This window comes from Actinomadura sp. ATCC 39365, from assembly GCF_054392275.1.
Map to the genome: position 1 here is coordinate 1,642,590 of NZ_CP184335.1, position 17,315 is coordinate 1,659,904.

The 17,315-nt window shown below is 72.6% G+C and carries 16 protein-coding genes; 6 read left to right on the top strand and 10 right to left on the bottom strand.

What is annotated here, in order from left to right:
* Positions 1–4: 4 nt before the first annotated feature.
* From ACNF49_RS08430 to ACNF49_RS08440, 3 genes are read right to left on the bottom strand one after another with little or no spacing between them, the layout of a single operon-like run.
* Positions 5–661 carry a response regulator gene (locus tag ACNF49_RS08430; RefSeq protein WP_482943302.1) on the bottom strand — a complete coding sequence of 219 codons (657 nt, stop codon included), beginning with the start codon at positions 659–661 and terminating at the stop codon, positions 5–7.
* Positions 658–1,827 carry a sensor histidine kinase gene (locus tag ACNF49_RS08435; protein WP_482943303.1) on the bottom strand — a complete coding sequence of 390 codons (1,170 nt, stop codon included), beginning with the start codon at positions 1,825–1,827 and terminating at the stop codon, positions 658–660. Before ACNF49_RS08435 ends, ACNF49_RS08430 begins: the two co-directional genes overlap by 4 nt.
* Positions 1,828–1,843: 16 nt before the next feature.
* Positions 1,844–2,293 (bottom strand): hypothetical protein, encoded by a 450-nt coding sequence (locus ACNF49_RS08440; RefSeq protein WP_482943304.1) that lies wholly within the window; start codon positions 2,291–2,293, stop codon positions 1,844–1,846.
* A 218-nt stretch (positions 2,294–2,511) separates the two neighbouring features.
* Between ACNF49_RS08440 and ACNF49_RS08445 the strand changes: the two genes are divergently transcribed.
* A complete protein-coding gene (locus ACNF49_RS08445; RefSeq protein ID WP_482943305.1) occupies positions 2,512–3,258 on the top strand; it encodes an SRPBCC family protein in 747 nt (248 codons plus the stop codon).
* A gap of 34 nt (positions 3,259–3,292) precedes the next feature.
* On the opposite strand, the gene ACNF49_RS08450 is transcribed toward ACNF49_RS08445, so the two are convergent.
* Positions 3,293–4,081, bottom strand: a complete 789-nt coding sequence (locus tag ACNF49_RS08450; protein ID WP_482943306.1) for an alpha/beta fold hydrolase — start codon at positions 4,079–4,081, stop codon at positions 3,293–3,295.
* A 303-nt stretch (positions 4,082–4,384) separates the two neighbouring features.
* Complete coding sequence (locus ACNF49_RS08455) at positions 4,385–5,581, bottom strand: MFS transporter (protein WP_482943307.1); 1,197 nt, start codon at positions 5,579–5,581, stop codon at positions 4,385–4,387.
* A gap of 72 nt (positions 5,582–5,653) precedes the next feature.
* Between ACNF49_RS08455 and ACNF49_RS08460 the strand changes: the two genes are divergently transcribed.
* Positions 5,654–6,625: a GlxA family transcriptional regulator gene (locus tag ACNF49_RS08460; RefSeq protein ID WP_482943308.1), complete on the top strand. Its 972-nt coding sequence runs from the start codon at positions 5,654–5,656 to the stop codon at positions 6,623–6,625.
* 16 nt (positions 6,626–6,641) lie between these two features.
* Here the strand turns inward: ACNF49_RS08460 and ACNF49_RS08465 are convergent, their stop codons facing one another.
* Positions 6,642–6,917, bottom strand: coding sequence for a sulfurtransferase TusA family protein (locus ACNF49_RS08465; protein WP_352323132.1), 276 nt, complete (start codon positions 6,915–6,917; stop codon positions 6,642–6,644).
* 163 nt (positions 6,918–7,080) lie between these two features.
* On the opposite strand from ACNF49_RS08465, the gene ACNF49_RS08470 reads away from it, so the two are divergent.
* Complete coding sequence (locus ACNF49_RS08470) at positions 7,081–9,183, top strand: sensor histidine kinase (protein WP_482943309.1); 2,103 nt, start codon at positions 7,081–7,083, stop codon at positions 9,181–9,183.
* 102 nt (positions 9,184–9,285) lie between these two features.
* The gene (locus ACNF49_RS08475) at positions 9,286–10,092 is read left to right on the top strand and encodes a glycoside hydrolase family 18 protein (protein ID WP_482943310.1); all 807 of its coding nucleotides are present in this window, start codon (positions 9,286–9,288) and stop codon (positions 10,090–10,092) included.
* A 73-nt stretch (positions 10,093–10,165) separates the two neighbouring features.
* Here the strand turns inward: ACNF49_RS08475 and ACNF49_RS08480 are convergent, their stop codons facing one another.
* Entirely contained in the window at positions 10,166–11,365 is a 1,200-nt protein-coding gene (locus ACNF49_RS08480) for a hypothetical protein (RefSeq protein WP_482943311.1), read from the bottom strand.
* Positions 11,366–11,507: 142 nt separating this feature from the next.
* Here ACNF49_RS08480 and ACNF49_RS08485 point away from each other — a divergent pair, with 142 nt between their 5' ends.
* The gene (locus tag ACNF49_RS08485) at positions 11,508–13,322 is read left to right on the top strand and encodes an ABC transporter ATP-binding protein (RefSeq protein WP_482943312.1); all 1,815 of its coding nucleotides are present in this window, start codon (positions 11,508–11,510) and stop codon (positions 13,320–13,322) included.
* Complete coding sequence (locus ACNF49_RS08490) at positions 13,322–15,145, top strand: ABC transporter ATP-binding protein (RefSeq protein WP_357976382.1); 1,824 nt, start codon at positions 13,322–13,324, stop codon at positions 15,143–15,145. Before ACNF49_RS08485 ends, ACNF49_RS08490 begins: the two co-directional genes overlap by 1 nt.
* A 7-nt stretch (positions 15,146–15,152) precedes the next feature.
* On the opposite strand, the gene ACNF49_RS08495 is transcribed toward ACNF49_RS08490, so the two are convergent.
* The 3 genes from ACNF49_RS08495 to ACNF49_RS08505 form a co-directional block, all read right to left on the bottom strand.
* Positions 15,153–16,364, bottom strand: coding sequence for a PP2C family protein-serine/threonine phosphatase (locus ACNF49_RS08495; protein WP_482943313.1), 1,212 nt, complete (start codon positions 16,362–16,364; stop codon positions 15,153–15,155).
* A gap of 102 nt (positions 16,365–16,466) precedes the next feature.
* Positions 16,467–16,676: a hypothetical protein gene (locus tag ACNF49_RS08500; RefSeq protein ID WP_482943314.1), complete on the bottom strand. Its 210-nt coding sequence runs from the start codon at positions 16,674–16,676 to the stop codon at positions 16,467–16,469.
* Positions 16,673–17,281, bottom strand: a complete 609-nt coding sequence (locus ACNF49_RS08505; protein WP_482943315.1) for a hypothetical protein — start codon at positions 17,279–17,281, stop codon at positions 16,673–16,675. The genes ACNF49_RS08500 and ACNF49_RS08505 overlap by 4 nt, the downstream gene beginning before the upstream one ends.
* Positions 17,282–17,315: the final 34 nt, after the last annotated feature.

Sequence of the window (17,315 nt, forward strand, 5' to 3'; positions counted from 1 at the left end):
CGCGTTACGCCCCGGGAACGGTCAGCCCCGACTCGTAGGCCGCGATCACGGCCTGCACGCGGTCCCGCAGCCCCAGTTTGCTCAACACGTTGCTGACGTGCGTCTTCACGGTGTGCTCGCTGACCACCATGGCCTCGGCGATCTCCGCGTTGGACAGCCCGCGCGCGATCAGCTGCAGCGTCTCGCGCTCCCTGGCGGTCAGCGACTCCAGCGTGTGCGCGGGGGCGGGCGTCGTCGCGGGACGGGAGGTGAACTCGGCGATCAGCCTCCTGGTCACCGTGGGCGCGAGCAGCGACTCGCCCGCGGCCACCACGCGCACCGCGGTCACCAGGTCGTCCCGCCGCACGTCCTTCAGCAGGAACCCGCTCGCGCCCGCGCGCAGCGCGTCGAACACGTAGTCGTCCAGGTCGAACGTGGTCAGCATCAGCACCCGGCAGGCGGTCTCGGCGCACACGATCCGGGCCGCCTCGATGCCGTCCATCCTGGGCATGCGGATGTCGAGCAGCAGCACGTCCGGCTCGTGCGCCCGTACGGCGGCCACGGCCTCGACCCCGTCGCCCGCCTCGGCCACCACCGAGATGTCGGGCTGGGCGTCGAGGATCATCGCGAACCCGCCCCTGACCAGCTCCTGGTCGTCGGCCACCACGACGCGCACGCTCATCGGCCGGCCCCCAGCGGCAGCCGCGCCGACACGGCGAAGCCGGGCCCGTCCGCGCGCGGGCCGGCGGTCGCGCTGCCGCCGCAGGCCGCGGCCCGTTCGCGCATGCCGATCAGGCCGTTGCCGCCCGCGGGCAGCGCGCGGCCGCCGCCGCGCCCGTTGTCCGTGACGTCGATCATCAGGTGGTCGTCCTCCCAGGTGAGCCGGATCTCGGCGCGGTCGGCGCCGGAGTGCTTGACGATGTTGGTGAGCGCTTCCTGCGTGATCCGGTAGGCGGCCAGCGCGCTGTCGGGGCCGATCGGGCGGGGCTCGCCGGACTCGGCGAAGCTCACGTCCAGGCCGGTGCCCGCCACCTGACCGGCCAGCGCGGGCAGGTCCGCGAGGGTCGGCTGCGGCGCCCGCGGCGCCTGCGGCTCGTCCTCCTTCAGTACGCCGAGCATGCGGCGCAGCTGCACCATCGCGTCCCGGCCCGCGGCGGCGATGGCGTCGAAGGCGGCCTCGGCCCTGGCCGGGTTGCTGCGCACCACGACGGGCCCCGCCTCGGCCTGGACCACCATGAGGCTGACCGCGTGGGCCAGGATGTCGTGCATGTCGCGGGCGATCCTGGCCCGCTCGCGTTCGGCCGCGCGCTCGGCTTCCAATTGACGCTCCCTTTCGAGCCGGGCCGCGCGCTCGGCCAGCTCGGCGGCGTGGGCGCGGGACGTGGCCGCCGCGCGGCCGATGGCGTAGGCGGCGGTGAACAGGGCGACCCCGCGCATCGCGGTCTCCCACGAGCCGACGGCGGCCAGGCCGCCGACGAGGGTCACGACGAGCATGACGACCCTGGGCAGGCGGGGTGAGTACGCGGCGACCGTGTAGAAGGCGACCAGGGCGCCGTACCAGATGGGCTGGCGGGCGACGTTGTCGGCGAAGTCGTAGAGCGCGCCCACGACCAGGCTGGCGATCAGCATGGTCACCGGCCACCGGCGCCGCCAGACGACGGGAAGCGAGGCGCCGATCGCGACCACGTAGCCCCACCAGTCCCACCTGCCGCCGTACGGGTCATGGCTGGAGACCAGCGGCCAGACCTGGACGAGCGCGATCAACAGGGCGAGCGCCCCGTCCACCCAGAGGTGGGGGAGCGCTCGAAGCCGGCGACGAAAGACGTCGACAAGCGTCAGATCGGACACAGGGTCCCATTGTTCCTCACGCATGGACGAGCGTGCGCCGGGCGCCGGCCAGGGCCTGGCGGCGGGCCGGCGGCCAGAACGCCACCAGCATGAGGACGGCGCCGACCGGCATGAGGTCCAGGCTGACGAGGGGGACCGCCTGGATCTGCTCCCACAGCACTGTCATCGCGGCGTGGTCGGCGGCCATGAACCCGACGACGATGTCGATCGCGAACTGCGCGGCCGCGCACGCGATGCCCACCAGGCCGACCACGAGGCTGGTGGTGGCGATGCGGCCACCGCCCAGCATCCGCCACATATCCCGAAATATCACGATGAACAGGGCGAGGGCGGCAAGAAAGGCGAGATGGCCGGTCGTCCAGGCCAGTCCAGGGCCCCGGCTGCCGTCGAAGCCGTCGATGATCCGGATCACGCCGTACGACAGGACGAGCAGCGGGGCGGCCACGAAGGCGGCGCGGGTGTTCATCAGGGGTCTCCTCGAGGGCGGGGCGATGCACTTATCCTGCGGTTCTCCGCTCCGAATGTGATCGCCGGGACGGGCGATCCTCGGCCTCGCTCTCAAGAGGGATGCCCCTCGCTCCCGTCCCCCACAGGCATGCCGACAACAGGAGTCGGCTTGACAAGCGATATTGTCGGTGCGATCGTCGGCCGCACACCGCGCCGGGCCGTGACAGGGAGACCGCCATGCCGCACGAGTTCGAGATCCGCCACGAGATCCCGCTGGACGCCGCCCCCGACGTCGTCTGGCGGGCCATCGCGGAGGGGCCCGGCATCGACTCGTGGTTCATGGGCCGTACCGAACTGGAACCGCGCGAAGGCGGCCGGGGCACGCAGACCTTCGGCGCCGACGTCGCCACCGAGTCGGTGGTGACCGCCTGGGAGCCGGGCAGGCGCCTGGCCCACCGGGGCGTGGAGAACGCCGACGGCACGTTCATGGCCTTCGAGTACCTGCTCGAAGCCCGCGACTCGGGCAGCACGGTGCTCCGCTTCGTCCACAGCGGCTTTCTCGGCGAGGACTGGGAGTCGGAGTACGAGGACCTCGAGCGCGGCGACCTCCAGTACCTGTACAAGCTGGCCGTCTACCTCAGGCACTTCCCCGGCAGGATCTCCACCCACAACCTGTTCCTGGCCGGCCCGTGCGCGTCGGAGGAGCGGTTCTGGACCGCGCTCGGTGCCGCGCTCGGCGTCGCCGGCCGCCCGGTGGCGGGGGAGAAGGTGACGGTCGCGATCGAGGGGCAGGCGCCGGAGCGGGGCGTCGTGGAGTGGGTGACCGCCCCGGGCACGTTCGTGGCGGTCCGTACGGACGACGGCCTGTACATGTTCGTCCAGGGACGCGGCATGGCGGTGGTGGAGCACCACGCCTACGTGCCGGTGGACGGCGAGGCCCTGGAGGCGGCCTGGACCCGCTGGCTCGGCACCGCCTCCGCCTGACCGCCGGCCCTCGGGCTCTCGGGCTCTCAGGCTCTCAGGCGAAGAACTCCCGCAGCACCGGCGCCAGGGCCTCCGGCTTGACGATGTGGGTCTGCCCGTCGAGCGTGCGGTGGTCGGCCGCGGGCAGCGCCTTCGCCAGCGCGCCGACGGAGTTGCGCATCCACTGCGGGCTCTTCCCGCCGTCGGCGACGAGCGTCGGAACGGTCACCGACGCCCACGCGCCCTCCGGGTACGGCTCGCCCCGCTGGTGTGGGGAGACGATCGCGGTGTCGTAGGGCAGGGTGTGCGCCACGGCCTTGAGCCTGGACCACGCGGGCATGAACCGCATCATCGCCACCACGATCCCCGGCAGGCCGACCCCCTCGCGCATGAACAGCCTGACAGCCTCGGCCCGGCGGCCCGCGGCCACCAGCGCCTCCAGCCGTCGCGGGTAGTCGTCCTTGATCGGGGGACGGGCGCCGTCCACGATGAACGGCGGCTCGTACAGGGCCAGGCGCTCGACCGGCAGGCCGTTCCGGACCGCGGCCAGGGCGAGGGCGGCGCCGGATGAGGTGCCGTACAGGCGGACCGAGCCGCCGGCCTCCTTGACGAGCGCTTCCAGGTCCTCGACCTCCCGTTCGAGGGCGTACGGCCTGGTGTCGCCGCTCTCGCCGCGCCCGCGCCGGTCGTAGGTGTAGACCGTGAAGTCGGGGGCGAGCGCTTCGGCGAGGCCGCCGTTGATGCTGGAGCCGCGGAAGCTGAGTGCGCCGTCCACGAGGATGACCGCCGGGCCCTGGCCTGCGCGTTCGTACGCGATGGGGGTGCCGTCCGCGGAGTTGATCATGCTGCTCATGGTGTTCCCTCCGTTTCGTGGTACCTCACGGTAGCTACCGACAAATAAAATTGTCAAGAAATCTTTTGGGTGGGGACGTACTCATACGGGTACCTCTGCGCTCTTACCTGGTGGAGTCGTCCCGAGCGCGGGGGACGCTGGGGCGGCTCCCACGTCGCGTGCCGCGAAGAGGAGGGGACGGCACGTGCCGCAGACGGGGGCGGGCGGTCTGCCAGCCGCGCGCCCCGGCCGCGGCACGTGCCGTGGGCACACGGCCCCTCCACCGCCCGCCCGGCACCCGGCCGCCGGCCCCGGTTACGTCGCCGGGACCGTGACCGGTCCGCTCGCGGACGCCTGCGACCTGCGGCCGAGCCGTCGTACCGGCCCGATCACCAGCAGCGCCGTCACCACGCCGACCGTCACCAGGGCCGATCCCAGCATGAAGACGCGCGGCTCGACCAGCGCGGTCACGGGGCCGGCCAGCGCCTGCCCGACCGCCATGCCCGCGACCGACCCGGCCACCTGGTAGGCGTTGACCCGGTTCAGCACGTCCGGCGCGACCTGCGTCTGCACGGTCGTCGACCACATCACCGACCAGAACGCCATCGCGCACCCACCGGCCAGGTGCCCGGCCATCAGCAGCGGCAGCGGCGGCCCGAGCGCGACCGACAGGGGCACGGCGACGTACCCGATCAGCGCCACCGCCCCCGCCGCCAGCGGCCTGCGCGGCTTCAGCCTGATCGCCACCAGCCCGCCCAGCACGGTCCCGAGGCCGAGCGCCGCGATCACCCAGCCGTAGTCGGCCCCGATGACCTGGGACGACAGCGGCACGTACGGCCCCACCACCAGAACGCCCCAGAACACCCAGACCAGGATGACCGACCACATCCAGCTCCTGGCCTTGAACTCCTCCCAGCCCCTGCGCAGGTCGCTCAGCACGTCGGACGGCTCCGGCCTCGGCACGGCGACCCGCACCAGCAGCAGGCACACCGCGCTGACCAGGAACGTCGCGGCGTCCACGGTGTAGACGAAGACCGGCCCGGTGGCCACGATGAGGATCCCGGCCAGCGCGGGCCCGGCGAGCTGGGTGACCGCCTCGGCGATCTTCAGGGTCGCGTTGGCCCGCTGCGGATCCTCGCTGACCAGCGGCACCATCCCGTTGACGCACGGTTCGAACACCCCGGCGGCCATGCCCGACAGGAACGCCATCGCCAGCAGCAGGGCGAACGGCGGTACCCCGTCGAGGAAGGCGACCGCGACGACCGCCTGGGTGGCGACCCTGACCACGTCCGCGCCGATCATCAGGCGCCGGGGCCCGATCCGGTCGGCGACGACCCCACCGAACAGCATGACCAGCACGGCCGACGCGGTCCAGAGCGCGAGCACGAAGCCGACGCCGGCGATCCCGTAGACTTTGCCGATCGCCAGCGCCGAGGCGACGGGCATCATCGCGTCGCCGAGCAGCGAGATCGTGCGGGCCCCGAAGTAGAGGGCGAAACTCCTCGTCCACATGAGCCCCAATTCTGGATTTCTCCAGATCAAAGCGCTGGTGTCCCAAATGACATCATTGGGTACATTTGCGCCATGCCCCTGGACTGCCCCGAGACGCCTCCGGCCCCCGTGAGCCCGCACCGCGTGGTCGCCCTGGTCGCGCCCAACCAGGAGCTCTACCCCGTCACCTCGGCCTCGGCCGTCTTCGGCTACCAGGGCCCCGACATCCCCCAGCACTACAGCTTCACCCTGTGCGCCGAGCGGCCGGGCTCGCTCCCCACCACCCTCGGCGTCCCCATGCAGGTGGACAGCGGTCTCGAAGCCATGGACGAGGCCGACACCGTGATCGTCGCGGGCTGGACCCTGGTCCCCTCGCCGGCCGTGCTCGACGCGGTGTCCCGGGCCCATTCCCGCGGGGCGCGCATCGTCGCCGTCTGCGCGGGCATCTTCATCCCCGCCGCCCTGGGCCTGCTGGACGGCCGCCGCGCGTCCGTCCACTGGGAGCTGTCCGGGGAGCTGGCCGCCCGCCACCCGCTCGTCGTCCCCGACGACACCGTCATCTACGTGGACCACGGCGACGTCGCCACCGCCGGAGCCTCGGCCGCCACCCTCGACCTGTGCCTGCACCAGGTGCTCCAGGACCACGGCGCGGCCCACGCCATGCGCATCGGCCGCCAGCTCGCCGCCGGGCCGCACCGTGAGGGCTGCCAGCGCCAGTACCCGCCGCTGCCCACCGCGGGGCCCATGCCGGACTCCCTGGCCCCGCTGCTCGAATGGCTGCTCGGCCGCCTGCCCGACCCCGTCACCGTCGAGGACATGGCCGCCTACTCGGGCGTCTCCACGCGTACCCTGACCCGGCAGTTCGCCGACCAGCTCGGCGTGCCGCCCGCCCGCTGGCTGCTGGAGCGACGGCTGGCCGCCACGCGCGCCCTGCTGGAGGAGACCGACCTGCCGGTCGAGACCATCGCCACCCGCGTCGGCCTCTCCTCGGCCGTCAACCTCCGCCGCCGCTTCCACACCGCGCTGCGCACCACCCCGGCGGCCTACCGCCGCTCCTTCCGCTGACGGGTGACGACCGCCGTCAGGCCGCGTGCCAGGGACGGGTGGGCTCGGTCTCCTTGGCGGCGTCCGCGACGCGCACCGCGTACGTCGGGCGCCCGGCACCGGGCACCGGCCCGAGGTAGGAGTGGCCGGTCAGGTGGCACCAGGCGGGCAGGTCGACGGGCGCGGCGGGGTCGGTGGCGATCAGGTGGATCACGGCGCCGGGACCGGCGCGCAGCACGTGCCCGCGCAGCTCGATGAGCAGTTGCACGCACATCTTGTCGCCGCCGTCGATCACGAGATCAGGTTCGGGCATGCGTATAGGAAACCACGCGTCGCCGTCGAGTAGGTTGAGGCCTGTCCTGGCCCCGTGAGAGGCCGGAGCAGGCGTCGGACGGTAACGGCCCGGACACAACGGGCGGATTATCCCAGTAAAAGGGTCATAATCCTGTTCAAGTGTTGGGGAAGGCGGTGATGAGATGACCGGGTTCACCGAGATCGCCGAAGAGGCCGGGCCGGCGGAGCGTCGCGGGACCGGGCGCGGCTCCGCGGGCCGGGGCGTGCGGCTCGCGCGCGTCACGGCCGTCGTCATGGCGGTGGCCTCGCCGGTCCTCACGGTCGCCGCGCTGCTCGTCTACGCCCGCCTGCCGGAGGCGTGGACCCCGCTGCGAACCGCCTCGCCCCAGACGGCCGCCGCCCTGACCTTCCCCGCGGTCGGCGCGTTCCTGATCTTCCACCGGCCGCGGCTGAACATGGCGTGGCTGATGGTCGCGGGCGGCATCGCCGCCGCCGTCAGCGACCTGTCCAGCGCGCTGATGTTCCGGCTGGCCGCCGACGGCGACCTGGTCGCGGCCGGGCTCGTACGCTTCCCCGCGCAGGTCGGGTGGGCGGTGTGCGGCCTGGCGCTCACCATGCTGCTGCCGCTCTACTCGCCCGACGGGCGGCTGCCCTCCCCGCGCTGGCGGTGGGTGCTGCTGCTGGGCGCGTTCTCGCTCGGGCTCGACCTGGCCCGCTCGGTGTTCCGGCCCGACCCGCCCCCCGGCAGCTACCCCTACCCGGCCGTCATCCCCAACCCGCTGCAGATCCGCGCGCTCGGGCCGTACGTGGAGGCCGTCTCCATGGTCGCCTGGACCGGCATCTACGTCGCCATGGCGCTGACGGCGCTCTCCCTGGCGCTGCGGCTGCGGCGGGCCGACCCGGTGGGCAGGCGGCAGATCGGATGGCCGCTGTTCGCGTTCGCGGGCTATGTCGTGTTCCTGATCACGGCAGCGTTCGTGCCGGCGCTCCTGTGGCCGAGCGTCGTGTGGGCGGCGCTCATCCCGGTCGCCGTCGCGTTCTCGGTGACCCGCTACCGGCTCTACGGCATCGACACGGTGATCAGCCGGGCCTTCGTCGCGGCCGGGCTGGTGGCCGTGGTGAGCGCGGTCTACTTCGGCGCGGGCGCGCTGTCCAGCCTCGTGGTCTCCGGCTACGACGAGATCGCGGGCATCGCCGCCGCGCTGTTCGCGGGCGCGTTCTTCCAGCCGCTGCGGCACGTGCTGCAACGCGCCGTCGACCGCTTCCTGTACGGCAGCGTCGGCGACCCCGCCGTGCTGGCCGAACGCCTGACCCAGGCCGTCCGGCGCGGCGACCCGGCCAAGGCGCTGACCTCCGTGGTCAGCGTGCTGCGCGACGGGCTCGCGGTCGAGGGCGTGGCCGTGGAGGTCGCCGACGGCGAGCCGCGTTACGTCGAGAGCGGCCGGGTGGGCGCGGAGCCCCGCCAGGTGCCGCTGGTGTGGCACGGCGAGCGCGTCGGCCGCCTGTTCGTCGGGCCGCCCGGCCCGCGCCGCTTCCCCGCCGCCCACAACGAGCGCGTGCTCACCACGCTCACGCCGTACGCCGCCGACGTGGCGCACGCCGTGCGCATGGCCGCCGACCTGCAGCGGTCCAGGGAACGCATCCTGACGGCCAGGGAGGAGGAGCGCCGCCGCCTGCGCCGCGACCTGCACGACGGGCTCGGCCAGACCCTCTCGGCCATGGCCATGACCATCAACATGGCCAGGATGAGCCTGAAGAAGTCCCCCGACGCCGCCGACGAGCTGCTGCGCGAGCTGCACACCGGCATGGGCGCGGTCACCGACGACATCCGCGAGCTGGTGTACGGCCTGCGCCCGCCCGCGCTCGACGATCTCGGCCTGGCCAGGGCCGTCCGCGAGCTGGCCGGTCAGTCCTCCCCGGACACCGAGATCGAGGTGGAGGTCGAGGGCAGCCTGACCGACCTGCCCGCCGCCGTCGAGGTGGCCGTCTACCGGATCGTCCAAGAGGCGCTGACCAACATCCGGCGGCACGCCAGGGCCTCCCGCGCCCGCATCGTGCTCCAGCGGGACTCGGTGCTGCGCGTGCTGGTCGCCGACGACGGCCGCGGGCTGCCCGCCGCGTACAGCGCGGGGGTGGGACTCGGCTCGATGCGGGAACGGGCGGCCGAGCTCGGCGGCATCTGCGTCGTCAACAGCGGGCCGGGGGCCGGGACGCGGGTCGAGGTCATGCTGCCCCTGGGCTCGGCCGCGAAGGAGCCGGTCAGACCGCCGCGCGCGGGCCGCTGAGCACCTCGCCGCGCCGGGCAAAATTAACCGAGGGTAGTTTTGATCTCACCCTTGGTGTGGAACATGGTGAAGTATCACCTCATTCCTCACGGAGGACGTGCCTTGCCCCAGCACACACCCCGCCTGGTGATGTACTACCGGACCCACTGCGACGGCGGCCTCTACGTCTCCCCGCTGCCCCTGATCGAACGGCGTACCGGCCTCACCCACCTGGTCGTCGCCACCGTGGAGGTGGACGAGGGCGGCGACGTCCGGCTCAACGGCGCCCCGCCCGACTGCCCCGACCTGGCCCAGATGTGGGACGACGTGCAGGTCACCCAGGTGTACGGAGCCCGTGCCCTGGCCATGATCGACGGTCTCGACCGCCTCGACCACGACTTCGGCACCTGCTACCCGCCGCTGCGCCGCCTGCTCGCCCGCCGCCGCCTCGACGGCGTGGACCTGCACCTGACCGAGCCCATGTCGCCGCCCGGCCTCGGACGCCTGATCGACCGGCTGCGCGCCGACTTCGGCCCCGCCTTCCTGCTCGCGCTCACCCCGTCCGCCGCCGTGGACCACGACCAGGTCTTCCGCGACCGGGGCGCCGACCTCGCCTGGCTCAACCTGCCGATGTACGGCGGCCCGTGGAGCCTGGCCGACCCGTGCGACTACGACGCCGTGCTCGCCGGGGGAGTGGTGCCGGCGGGCAAGCTGGTGGCCGGGGCGGTCACCAGCCCCGACAACGGGGGCGGCGGCTACGTCGAGGTCGACCGCCTGGCCGCCACCGTCGCCGAGCTGCTGCACCGGCATCCCGGGATGGGCGGGGTGAGCGGCTGGGAGTACTACAACGCCCTGCCCGGCGGCACGGACGCCCCCTGGCAGTGGGCCGAACGCATCGGCGCCGCCCTCAAACTGACCCGCAAGCCCTGACCCGCAAGCCCTGACCCGCGAGTTGTGCCCTTCCAAGCTCCGGCCCTTCAGGCCCCGCCCTGGGCAGGCGCGGTCAGCGTCGCCGGCGCTTCTGGGCGCCCGCCGTCTTGCCCGGTTTGCGGGGCTTCCTGGGCAGACGCCCGCGCTCGCCCGGCGGCCGTACGTGCACCCCGCGCCACCGCTGCAACGCCACGCGCGCGGCCGAGGCCACCCGGGGCGCCGGATGGTGCTCGATGAGGAAGCGCAGCATCGGCGTCGTGTAGGGATGGTCGCTGCACGTCATCATGCCGAGCATGCTGAGCACGTCGTCGACGTCGAGGTTGCCGGAGAGCTGAAGTATCGACTCGGCCGGCCCGCCGATCTCCATCGCGGCCACGGTCATGTCGGCGTACACCCAGGCCACGTCGACGGGGGCGGGCGGGACGTCGTGGTCCTCCTTCTCCCGGGCCCGGATGAGCGCTCCGAGCCGGGGCACCTCGCGCAACGCGGCGGCGATCTCCTGCCCCGGCCGGCCGAGGTCCTCCAGCAACACGGTCAGGCCGACGGCCCGGCTCAGCGGGCTGACGTCGAGCAGGACGTCGGCGATCTCCTCGGCGGCCCGCGCCGGATCGCGCCCGCCCAGCCAGACGCGCACCTCCTCGGCGCGTTCGTCGTCGTCGTAGGTGCGCAGGGCCCGCAGCAGCGTGGGGGCGTCGGCGCCGGCCGTGCCGCCGTGGACCGGGATGTCCTGGCCGATGAGGGTCTTGAAGAGGTCGAGCGCGCTCCACGTGCCGAGCGGGGTCAGCGACACCGACGAGCCCTCGCGCCGGATCAGCCGCAACCAGGCCAGCTCGTCGGCCGCCTCGTCGGTCAGCTCGGGGATCTCCGACACCGGCAGGGCGTCGCGGTGGCTGAGCAGCATCAGCAGGGTGCTCGTGCCCGCGTCGAGCGCCGCGGCGTCGGCCTCGGGGGAGAACAGCGAGTAGAGGATGTCGCCCCACGTGTCCAGCACGTCCTCGGCCGGCCCCGACGCCAGGGTCTCGACCGCCGGGCCGGTCGTGGCGGCCCCGTCGCGTACGTCGATGAGCCGGCTGTCCTCGGCCACGCCCCACAACCGCCCCTGCTCCGGCCGCGCCGCCTCCGGCTCACCGGCGGTGGAGGCGAGGCGGAGCAGGTCGTGGACGACCGGCGTCGCCCGGACCACGGCCGCGAGGTCGTCGGCCGGGAGGAGGCGCACCGGCGGCTGGAGGGTCACGAGCGGCAGCAGGTCCGCTTGATGGAGGAAAGGGTCCACGGTGGGTAAGGTTACTGTCTCATTGCGTGACGATGCCTGCTCTTTGCCTGCACGGGCGGCCGGAAAACGCCTCGGATTCTGTCGGTGACCGGTGATACAAACGGGTCCGATGCTCGCCCGCCCTCGGCCAAGGGGTTTCACCGTGACCACCGGCAGTTCGGAGTTCTCCGTCGAAGGCCCGCGCTACGACCGCCGGGGGCCGGTCCGCTGGCTGTGGTCCCACCTGCGCCGCCATCCGCTGCCCCTGACGGGCTTCCTCGGCGGCTCGCTGGTGATGGTGGTGCTCAACGCCCTGGTCCCCCAGCTCACCGGCTCGGCCTTCGACGCGGTGCTGGGCGGCCGGGGCGCGCCCGCCGCCGCGCTCGGCCTGGTCGCCCTGGCGCTGCTGGCGGTGGTGTCGGCCCGCGGCCTGTTCGACCTCGTCGCCCGGATGAGCAGCGAGGTGCTGGCCAAGCGGCTCGAACGCGACGCCCGCGACGAGCTCTACGCGGGCCTGCTCGGCAAGAGCCAGACCTTCCACAACCGGCAGCGGGTGGGCGACCTGATGGCGCGGGCGGCCAACGACATCCGCCAGCTCTCCATCATGATCAGCCCGGGCGTCGACCTGATCGTCGACTCCGGGCTCACCGGCCTGGTGCCCCTGGTGTTCATCGCCGCGATCGACCCGCGGCTGCTGCTGGTGCCCGTGGTGTTCGGGGTGGTGTTCGCGTTCGCGCTGCGCCACTACATGGGGCAGCTCGACCCGGTGGCCACCCGCATGCGCGACGAGTTCGGCGACCTCAACGCCGGGCTGAGCCAGGCGGTGCGCGGCATCGAGGTCATCAAGGTGACCGCGCAGGAGGAGCAGGAGCGGCTGCGCTTCCGGGCCAACGCCCGGCGCTACCGTGACTCGTTCGTGCGCAACGGCCTCGTCCAGGCGCGCTACCTGCCCACGTTGCTGTTCGCGTGCGCCATGGCGGGGGCGCTGTGGCACGCCCTCCACCTCCACGCCGCCGGTGCGATCACGATCGGCGACCTGGTGGCCTTCATGGGGCTGATGGGCATGCTCGGCTTCCCGACCCAGATCTCGATCTTCACGTTCTCGCTGGTGCAGATCGGCATCGTGTCCTCCCGCCGGATCCTCGACATCGTGGGCGCCGAGACCGAGCTGGAGCAGCCGGCCGCCGGCCACGTCGCGCCCATCGGGGGCGAGATCGTCTTCGACGACGTCACCTTCGGCTACGGCGAGGGCGAGCCCGTCCTGCGGGGGGTGACGTTCACCGTGCGGCCGGGGGAGACGGTGGCGATCGTCGGCGAGACCGGGGCGGGCAAGAGCTCGCTGACGAAGCTGGTGCCCCGCATCTACGACGTCACCTCGGGCCGGATCCTGGTCGACGGCGTCGACGTCCGCGACTGGGACCTCGACTCGCTGCGCTCCCAGATCTCCACCATCGAGCAGGACGTCGTGCTGTTCTCGCGGTCCGTGGCCGAGAACATCGCCTTCGGCCTCGGCCAGCGGGCCGACCGCGCGGCCGTGGTCAGGGCGGCCGAAGACGCGCAGGCGGCCGAGTTCGTGGCCGAGCTCGACGACGGCTACGACACCGTCATCGGCGAGCGCGGCCTCACGCTGTCCGGCGGCCAGCGGCAGCGGCTGGCCATCGCGCGGGCGCTGCTGACCGACCCGGCGATCCTGATCCTCGACGACTCCACCAGCGCCATCGACTCCGCCACCGAAGACCGCATCCAGCAGGCCATCGAGCGCATCCAGGAAGGGCGCACGACCCTGCTGATCACCCACCGGCTCTCCCAGATCCGCTGGGCCGACAAGGTGCTGCTGCTGCGGCGCGGCGAGGTGGCCGGCTTCGGCACCCACGACGAGCTGATCGCCGGCAGCCCCCTCTACCGCCGCATCTTCTCCCACTACGACGAGGTCCCGACCGGCGAGGGCGCGCTCGACGAGCAGGAAAGGGTCCACTGATGGGCTTCATCATGGACGGCCTCGACGCCGAAGACTACGACCGCACCTACGCCGACCGTGACCTGACGCGCCGGATCCTCGCCTACTTCCGCCCCAAGCTGGGCGCGATGTTCCTGGTGGCGGCCATGATCGTGCTGGTCTCGGCGGCGCAGGCGGTCCTGCCGCTGCTGGCCAGCGAGGGCGTCGACGCCATCCAGGACGGCACGATCGCCGACGTCGGCCCGCTGCTCACCGTCGGCATCCTGCTCGCCGGAGCGCTGAGCTGGGCCTTCAACTTCGTCCGCCAGTGGTACAGCGCGCGGGTGACCGGCGACGTCGTGCTGCGCCTGCGCGAAGACGCCTTCGACGCCGTGCTCCAACGCGACCTGTCCTTCTACGACGAGACCCCGTCGGGCCGCATCGTCAGCCGCGTCACCTCCGACACCGACGACTTCGCCACGGTCTCCACCCTGACGATGGACCTGATCAGCCAGGTGCTGATGGTGGGGTTCGTCACCGTCCTGCTGTTCCTGCGCAGCGTCGAGCTGGCGTTGCTGACCCTGCTGGTGGCGCCGGTCGTGATGGGCATGGCGCTGCTGTTCCGGCGGCTGGCCAGGTCCAGCACCCGGCGGGCCCAGCGGTCGCTGAGCCGGGTCAACGCCAACCTCCAGGAGACCATGGGCGGCATCGCCGTGGCCAAGAACTTCCGCCAGGAGCAGCAGGTCTACGACGAGTTCCGGCCGGTCAACGAGCAGAGCTACCGGGTGACGCTGCGGCAGGGCTTCGTCTTCTCGGCCATCTTCCCCCTGCTGTTCCTCGTGGCGGGGCTCGCGACGGTCGCGCTGGTCCAGCTCGGCGGCACGTCGGTGCTCGGCCACGGCCTGTCGGCGGGCGACTGGTACCTGTTCCTGCAGGGCGTGTCGCTGTTCTGGATGCCGCTGACCTCCATCGCCGCCTTCTGGTCGCAGTTCCAGCAGGGCCTGTCGGCCTCCGAGCGGGTCTTCGCCCTGATCGACGCCCCGCCCCGGGTCGTGCAGACCGGCTCGGCCGACCCGGGCAGGCTGGCCGGGCGCATCGAGTTCGACGACGTCACCTTCGGCTATGACGCGGCCCACCCCGTGCTCCGGCGTTTCGACCTGGTCGTCGAGGCGGGCGAGACCGTCGCGCTGGTCGGCCACACCGGCGCCGGCAAGTCGACGCTGGGCAAGCTGATCACCCGTTTCTACGAGTTCCAGGAAGGCCGCCTGCTGATCGACGGCCACGACATCCGCTCGCTCGACCTCGGCGCGTACCGGCGGCAGATCGGCGCGGTGCCGCAGGCGCCGTTCCTGTTCAGTGGCACGGTCGCCGACAACATCCGCTATCCGCGTCCCGACGCGGGCGACGACGAGGTGCTGGCCGCGGCGGCCGCGGTCGGCGGCGGCGACTGGATCGAGGCCCTGCCCCACGGCCTGGCCACCGACGTGGGCGAGCACGGACGGGCCCTGTCCATGGGCCAGCGGCAGCTCGTCGCGCTGGCCCGCCTGCTCATCCAGGACCCGGCGATCGTCGTCCTCGACGAGGCCACCGCCAGCGTCGACCCGCTGACCGAGGCCCAGATCCAGGAGGGGCTCGACGTGGTGCTGGCCGGCCGCACCTCGATCGTCATCGCCCACCGGCTGTCCACGATCGAGCACGTCGACCGCATCATCGTGCTCGACCACGGCCGGATCGTGGAGGAGGGCGACCACGCCTCGCTGCTGGCCCGCGGCGGCCGCTACTGCCAGGTCTACAACACCTACTTCCGCCACCAGTCGCCCGACTACCGGCCCGACAGCGGGTTCGTCGCCGTCGGCGAGACCTGACGGGGGCTCACATGACGAGCCGCTGCTGCCTGCTGCTGCGCCACTCCACCATCAGCACGGTCGCGTCGTCCTGGAGCCGTCCGTGCTGGTGCTCCAGGATGGCCTGCACCAGCCGGCGCAGCGTCTCGGGCGCCGACAGGCCGTCGGCCTCCTGCCGGAGGATGAAGTCGATGAAGCGCTCCAGCCCGAACAGCTCGCCGTCCGGGCTCTGCGCCTCGATGATCCCGTCGGTGTAGAACAGCAGCCGGTCGCCGGGCTGGAGCTGGTAGCGCAGCTCCCCGGTGTACGGCCGCAGCAGGAAGCCCATCGGCGGGTCGGGCTCGCTGGACAGCGTGGCCACCTGCTGGCCCTCGCGGATCACCAGCGGCGGATGGTGTCCCCGGTTCACCCAGGTCAGCCAGCCGGTGTGCAGGTCGAGGCAGGCCAGGATGCCGGTGGTGAAGCGGCCGGTGAACTGCTCGGCGATGGCCCCGTCGATCGCCTCGCCCGTCCTGACGAGATCGGCGCCCTGCCGCCGGTTGTTCCGGCTCGCCCCGACGGCGATGGTCGCCGTCAGCCCGGCGGAGGTGTCGTGGCCCATCGAGTCGAAGATCGACACGTGCAGCGCGTCGCCGTCGATGGCGTAGTCGAAGGCGTCCCCGCCCACCTCGTACGCCGGTTCGAGCACGGCGCTGACCACCACGTCGTCGTTGGCGAACGTACCCGGCGGCAGCAGCGGCACCAGCACCTCGGCCGACAGCGTCATCGGCCGGGCGCGGATCAGCCGCGAGTAGGAGTCGCTGTGCGGCCGCTTGCTGATCACCAGCAGCGCGACCAGCGACGCGAGCTGCCTGGCCCGCCACTCGGCGACCTCGTCGTCCTGAGGCACCGTCACCCCGAGCACGCCGACCCGCTCGGTGCCGTCCAGGAGCGGCAGCCACAACCGCTGGGCAGTGCCGTCGGGTCCGCCCGGCACGTGGACGACCTCCACGTTGCGGAAGGCGATTCCGGCGAGCGTGCCGTCGATCCGCAGGACCGCCAGCGGCTCGCCAGACGCGTCCCGCTGCTCCGGGATCGGGATGAGCTCCTGTTGCTGCAGGTCGGTGACGTAGATCGCGGTCTCGGAGAAGCCCACCAGCGCGGCGTGCCCGGAGACCACGTGCGGCAGGTCCTCCATCGCGGTCAGATGGTTGGCGGACAGCATGCCGCCCAGCATCAGCTCGCCGCCACTCCGCCGCATCGGCACACCCTTCCCGAGGTCTGCCCGGAGACCTACCCATTCGAGTGGCCGGTTCCTGCCCCGTCGACCGCTGCCGACACCTCCGTACGGACCGGGCCGCCCTCACTCAGCGGCAGGCGGTCCTTCCGCGCGTTCCGCCTCCAGCGCCCGCCACCGGGCCGCGTCCTGGTACGCCTTCGTCACCGCGACGATCATGGCCGCCTGCGCGCCGACCAGCGCCGACAAGAGCATGCCCCCGCCTACGAAGGGGGCGAGCACCAGCAGCGCGGCGACCGCGAACACCCATCCGCCCACCGATCCAGGAACTCTCAAAACCGGCTCTCCCATACGTACCAGGGGCCTTCGAGGTGCGTGTATCCCGTGTGGGACTCCTCCGGCGGCTCGCCTCCGGGGCTCCAGGCGAAGCCGTACCGGTCGAACAGGCCGGTGTCGCTCACCAGGAACCGGGCTCCGTCCGGCACCCGTTCGATCGACGTCAGCGGAAAGAGGCCCACCCATTGGTCTTCGCGCCTGACGGTCTTGGTGTCCGCGGCGACCGTCCGGGCGAACTGCTCCAGCCCCGACTCCGACAGCGCGAACCGGGCCTCGAACGGCGCCCCGGTGAACACCAGCGCGGTCACGGTCACGCCCATCAGCGGCGCGGCCGCCCAGCGGGCCCAGTGGCGGCGCAGGCCGGGACGTCCGTCGGAGCGCAGGAGGCCCACCGCGAACCGGGCGACCCAGACGACCACGGTGCCGACGGCGAGCGCGAGACCCGCCAGCAGCAGGGTGAACGAACCTCCGCCCGGCATGCTCGTGTGGTCGAGCATGAGCAGCCCCACCACGGCGACCAGCGGAAGCAGCATCCTGCCGGGCGGGCCGACCAGGGCCCGGGTGAGCGCCGGTAAGGGAGGCTGCTCGGCGACGTTTTCAGACATGCCCGAGAGTACCGCGATCATGTGACGTCGCCCC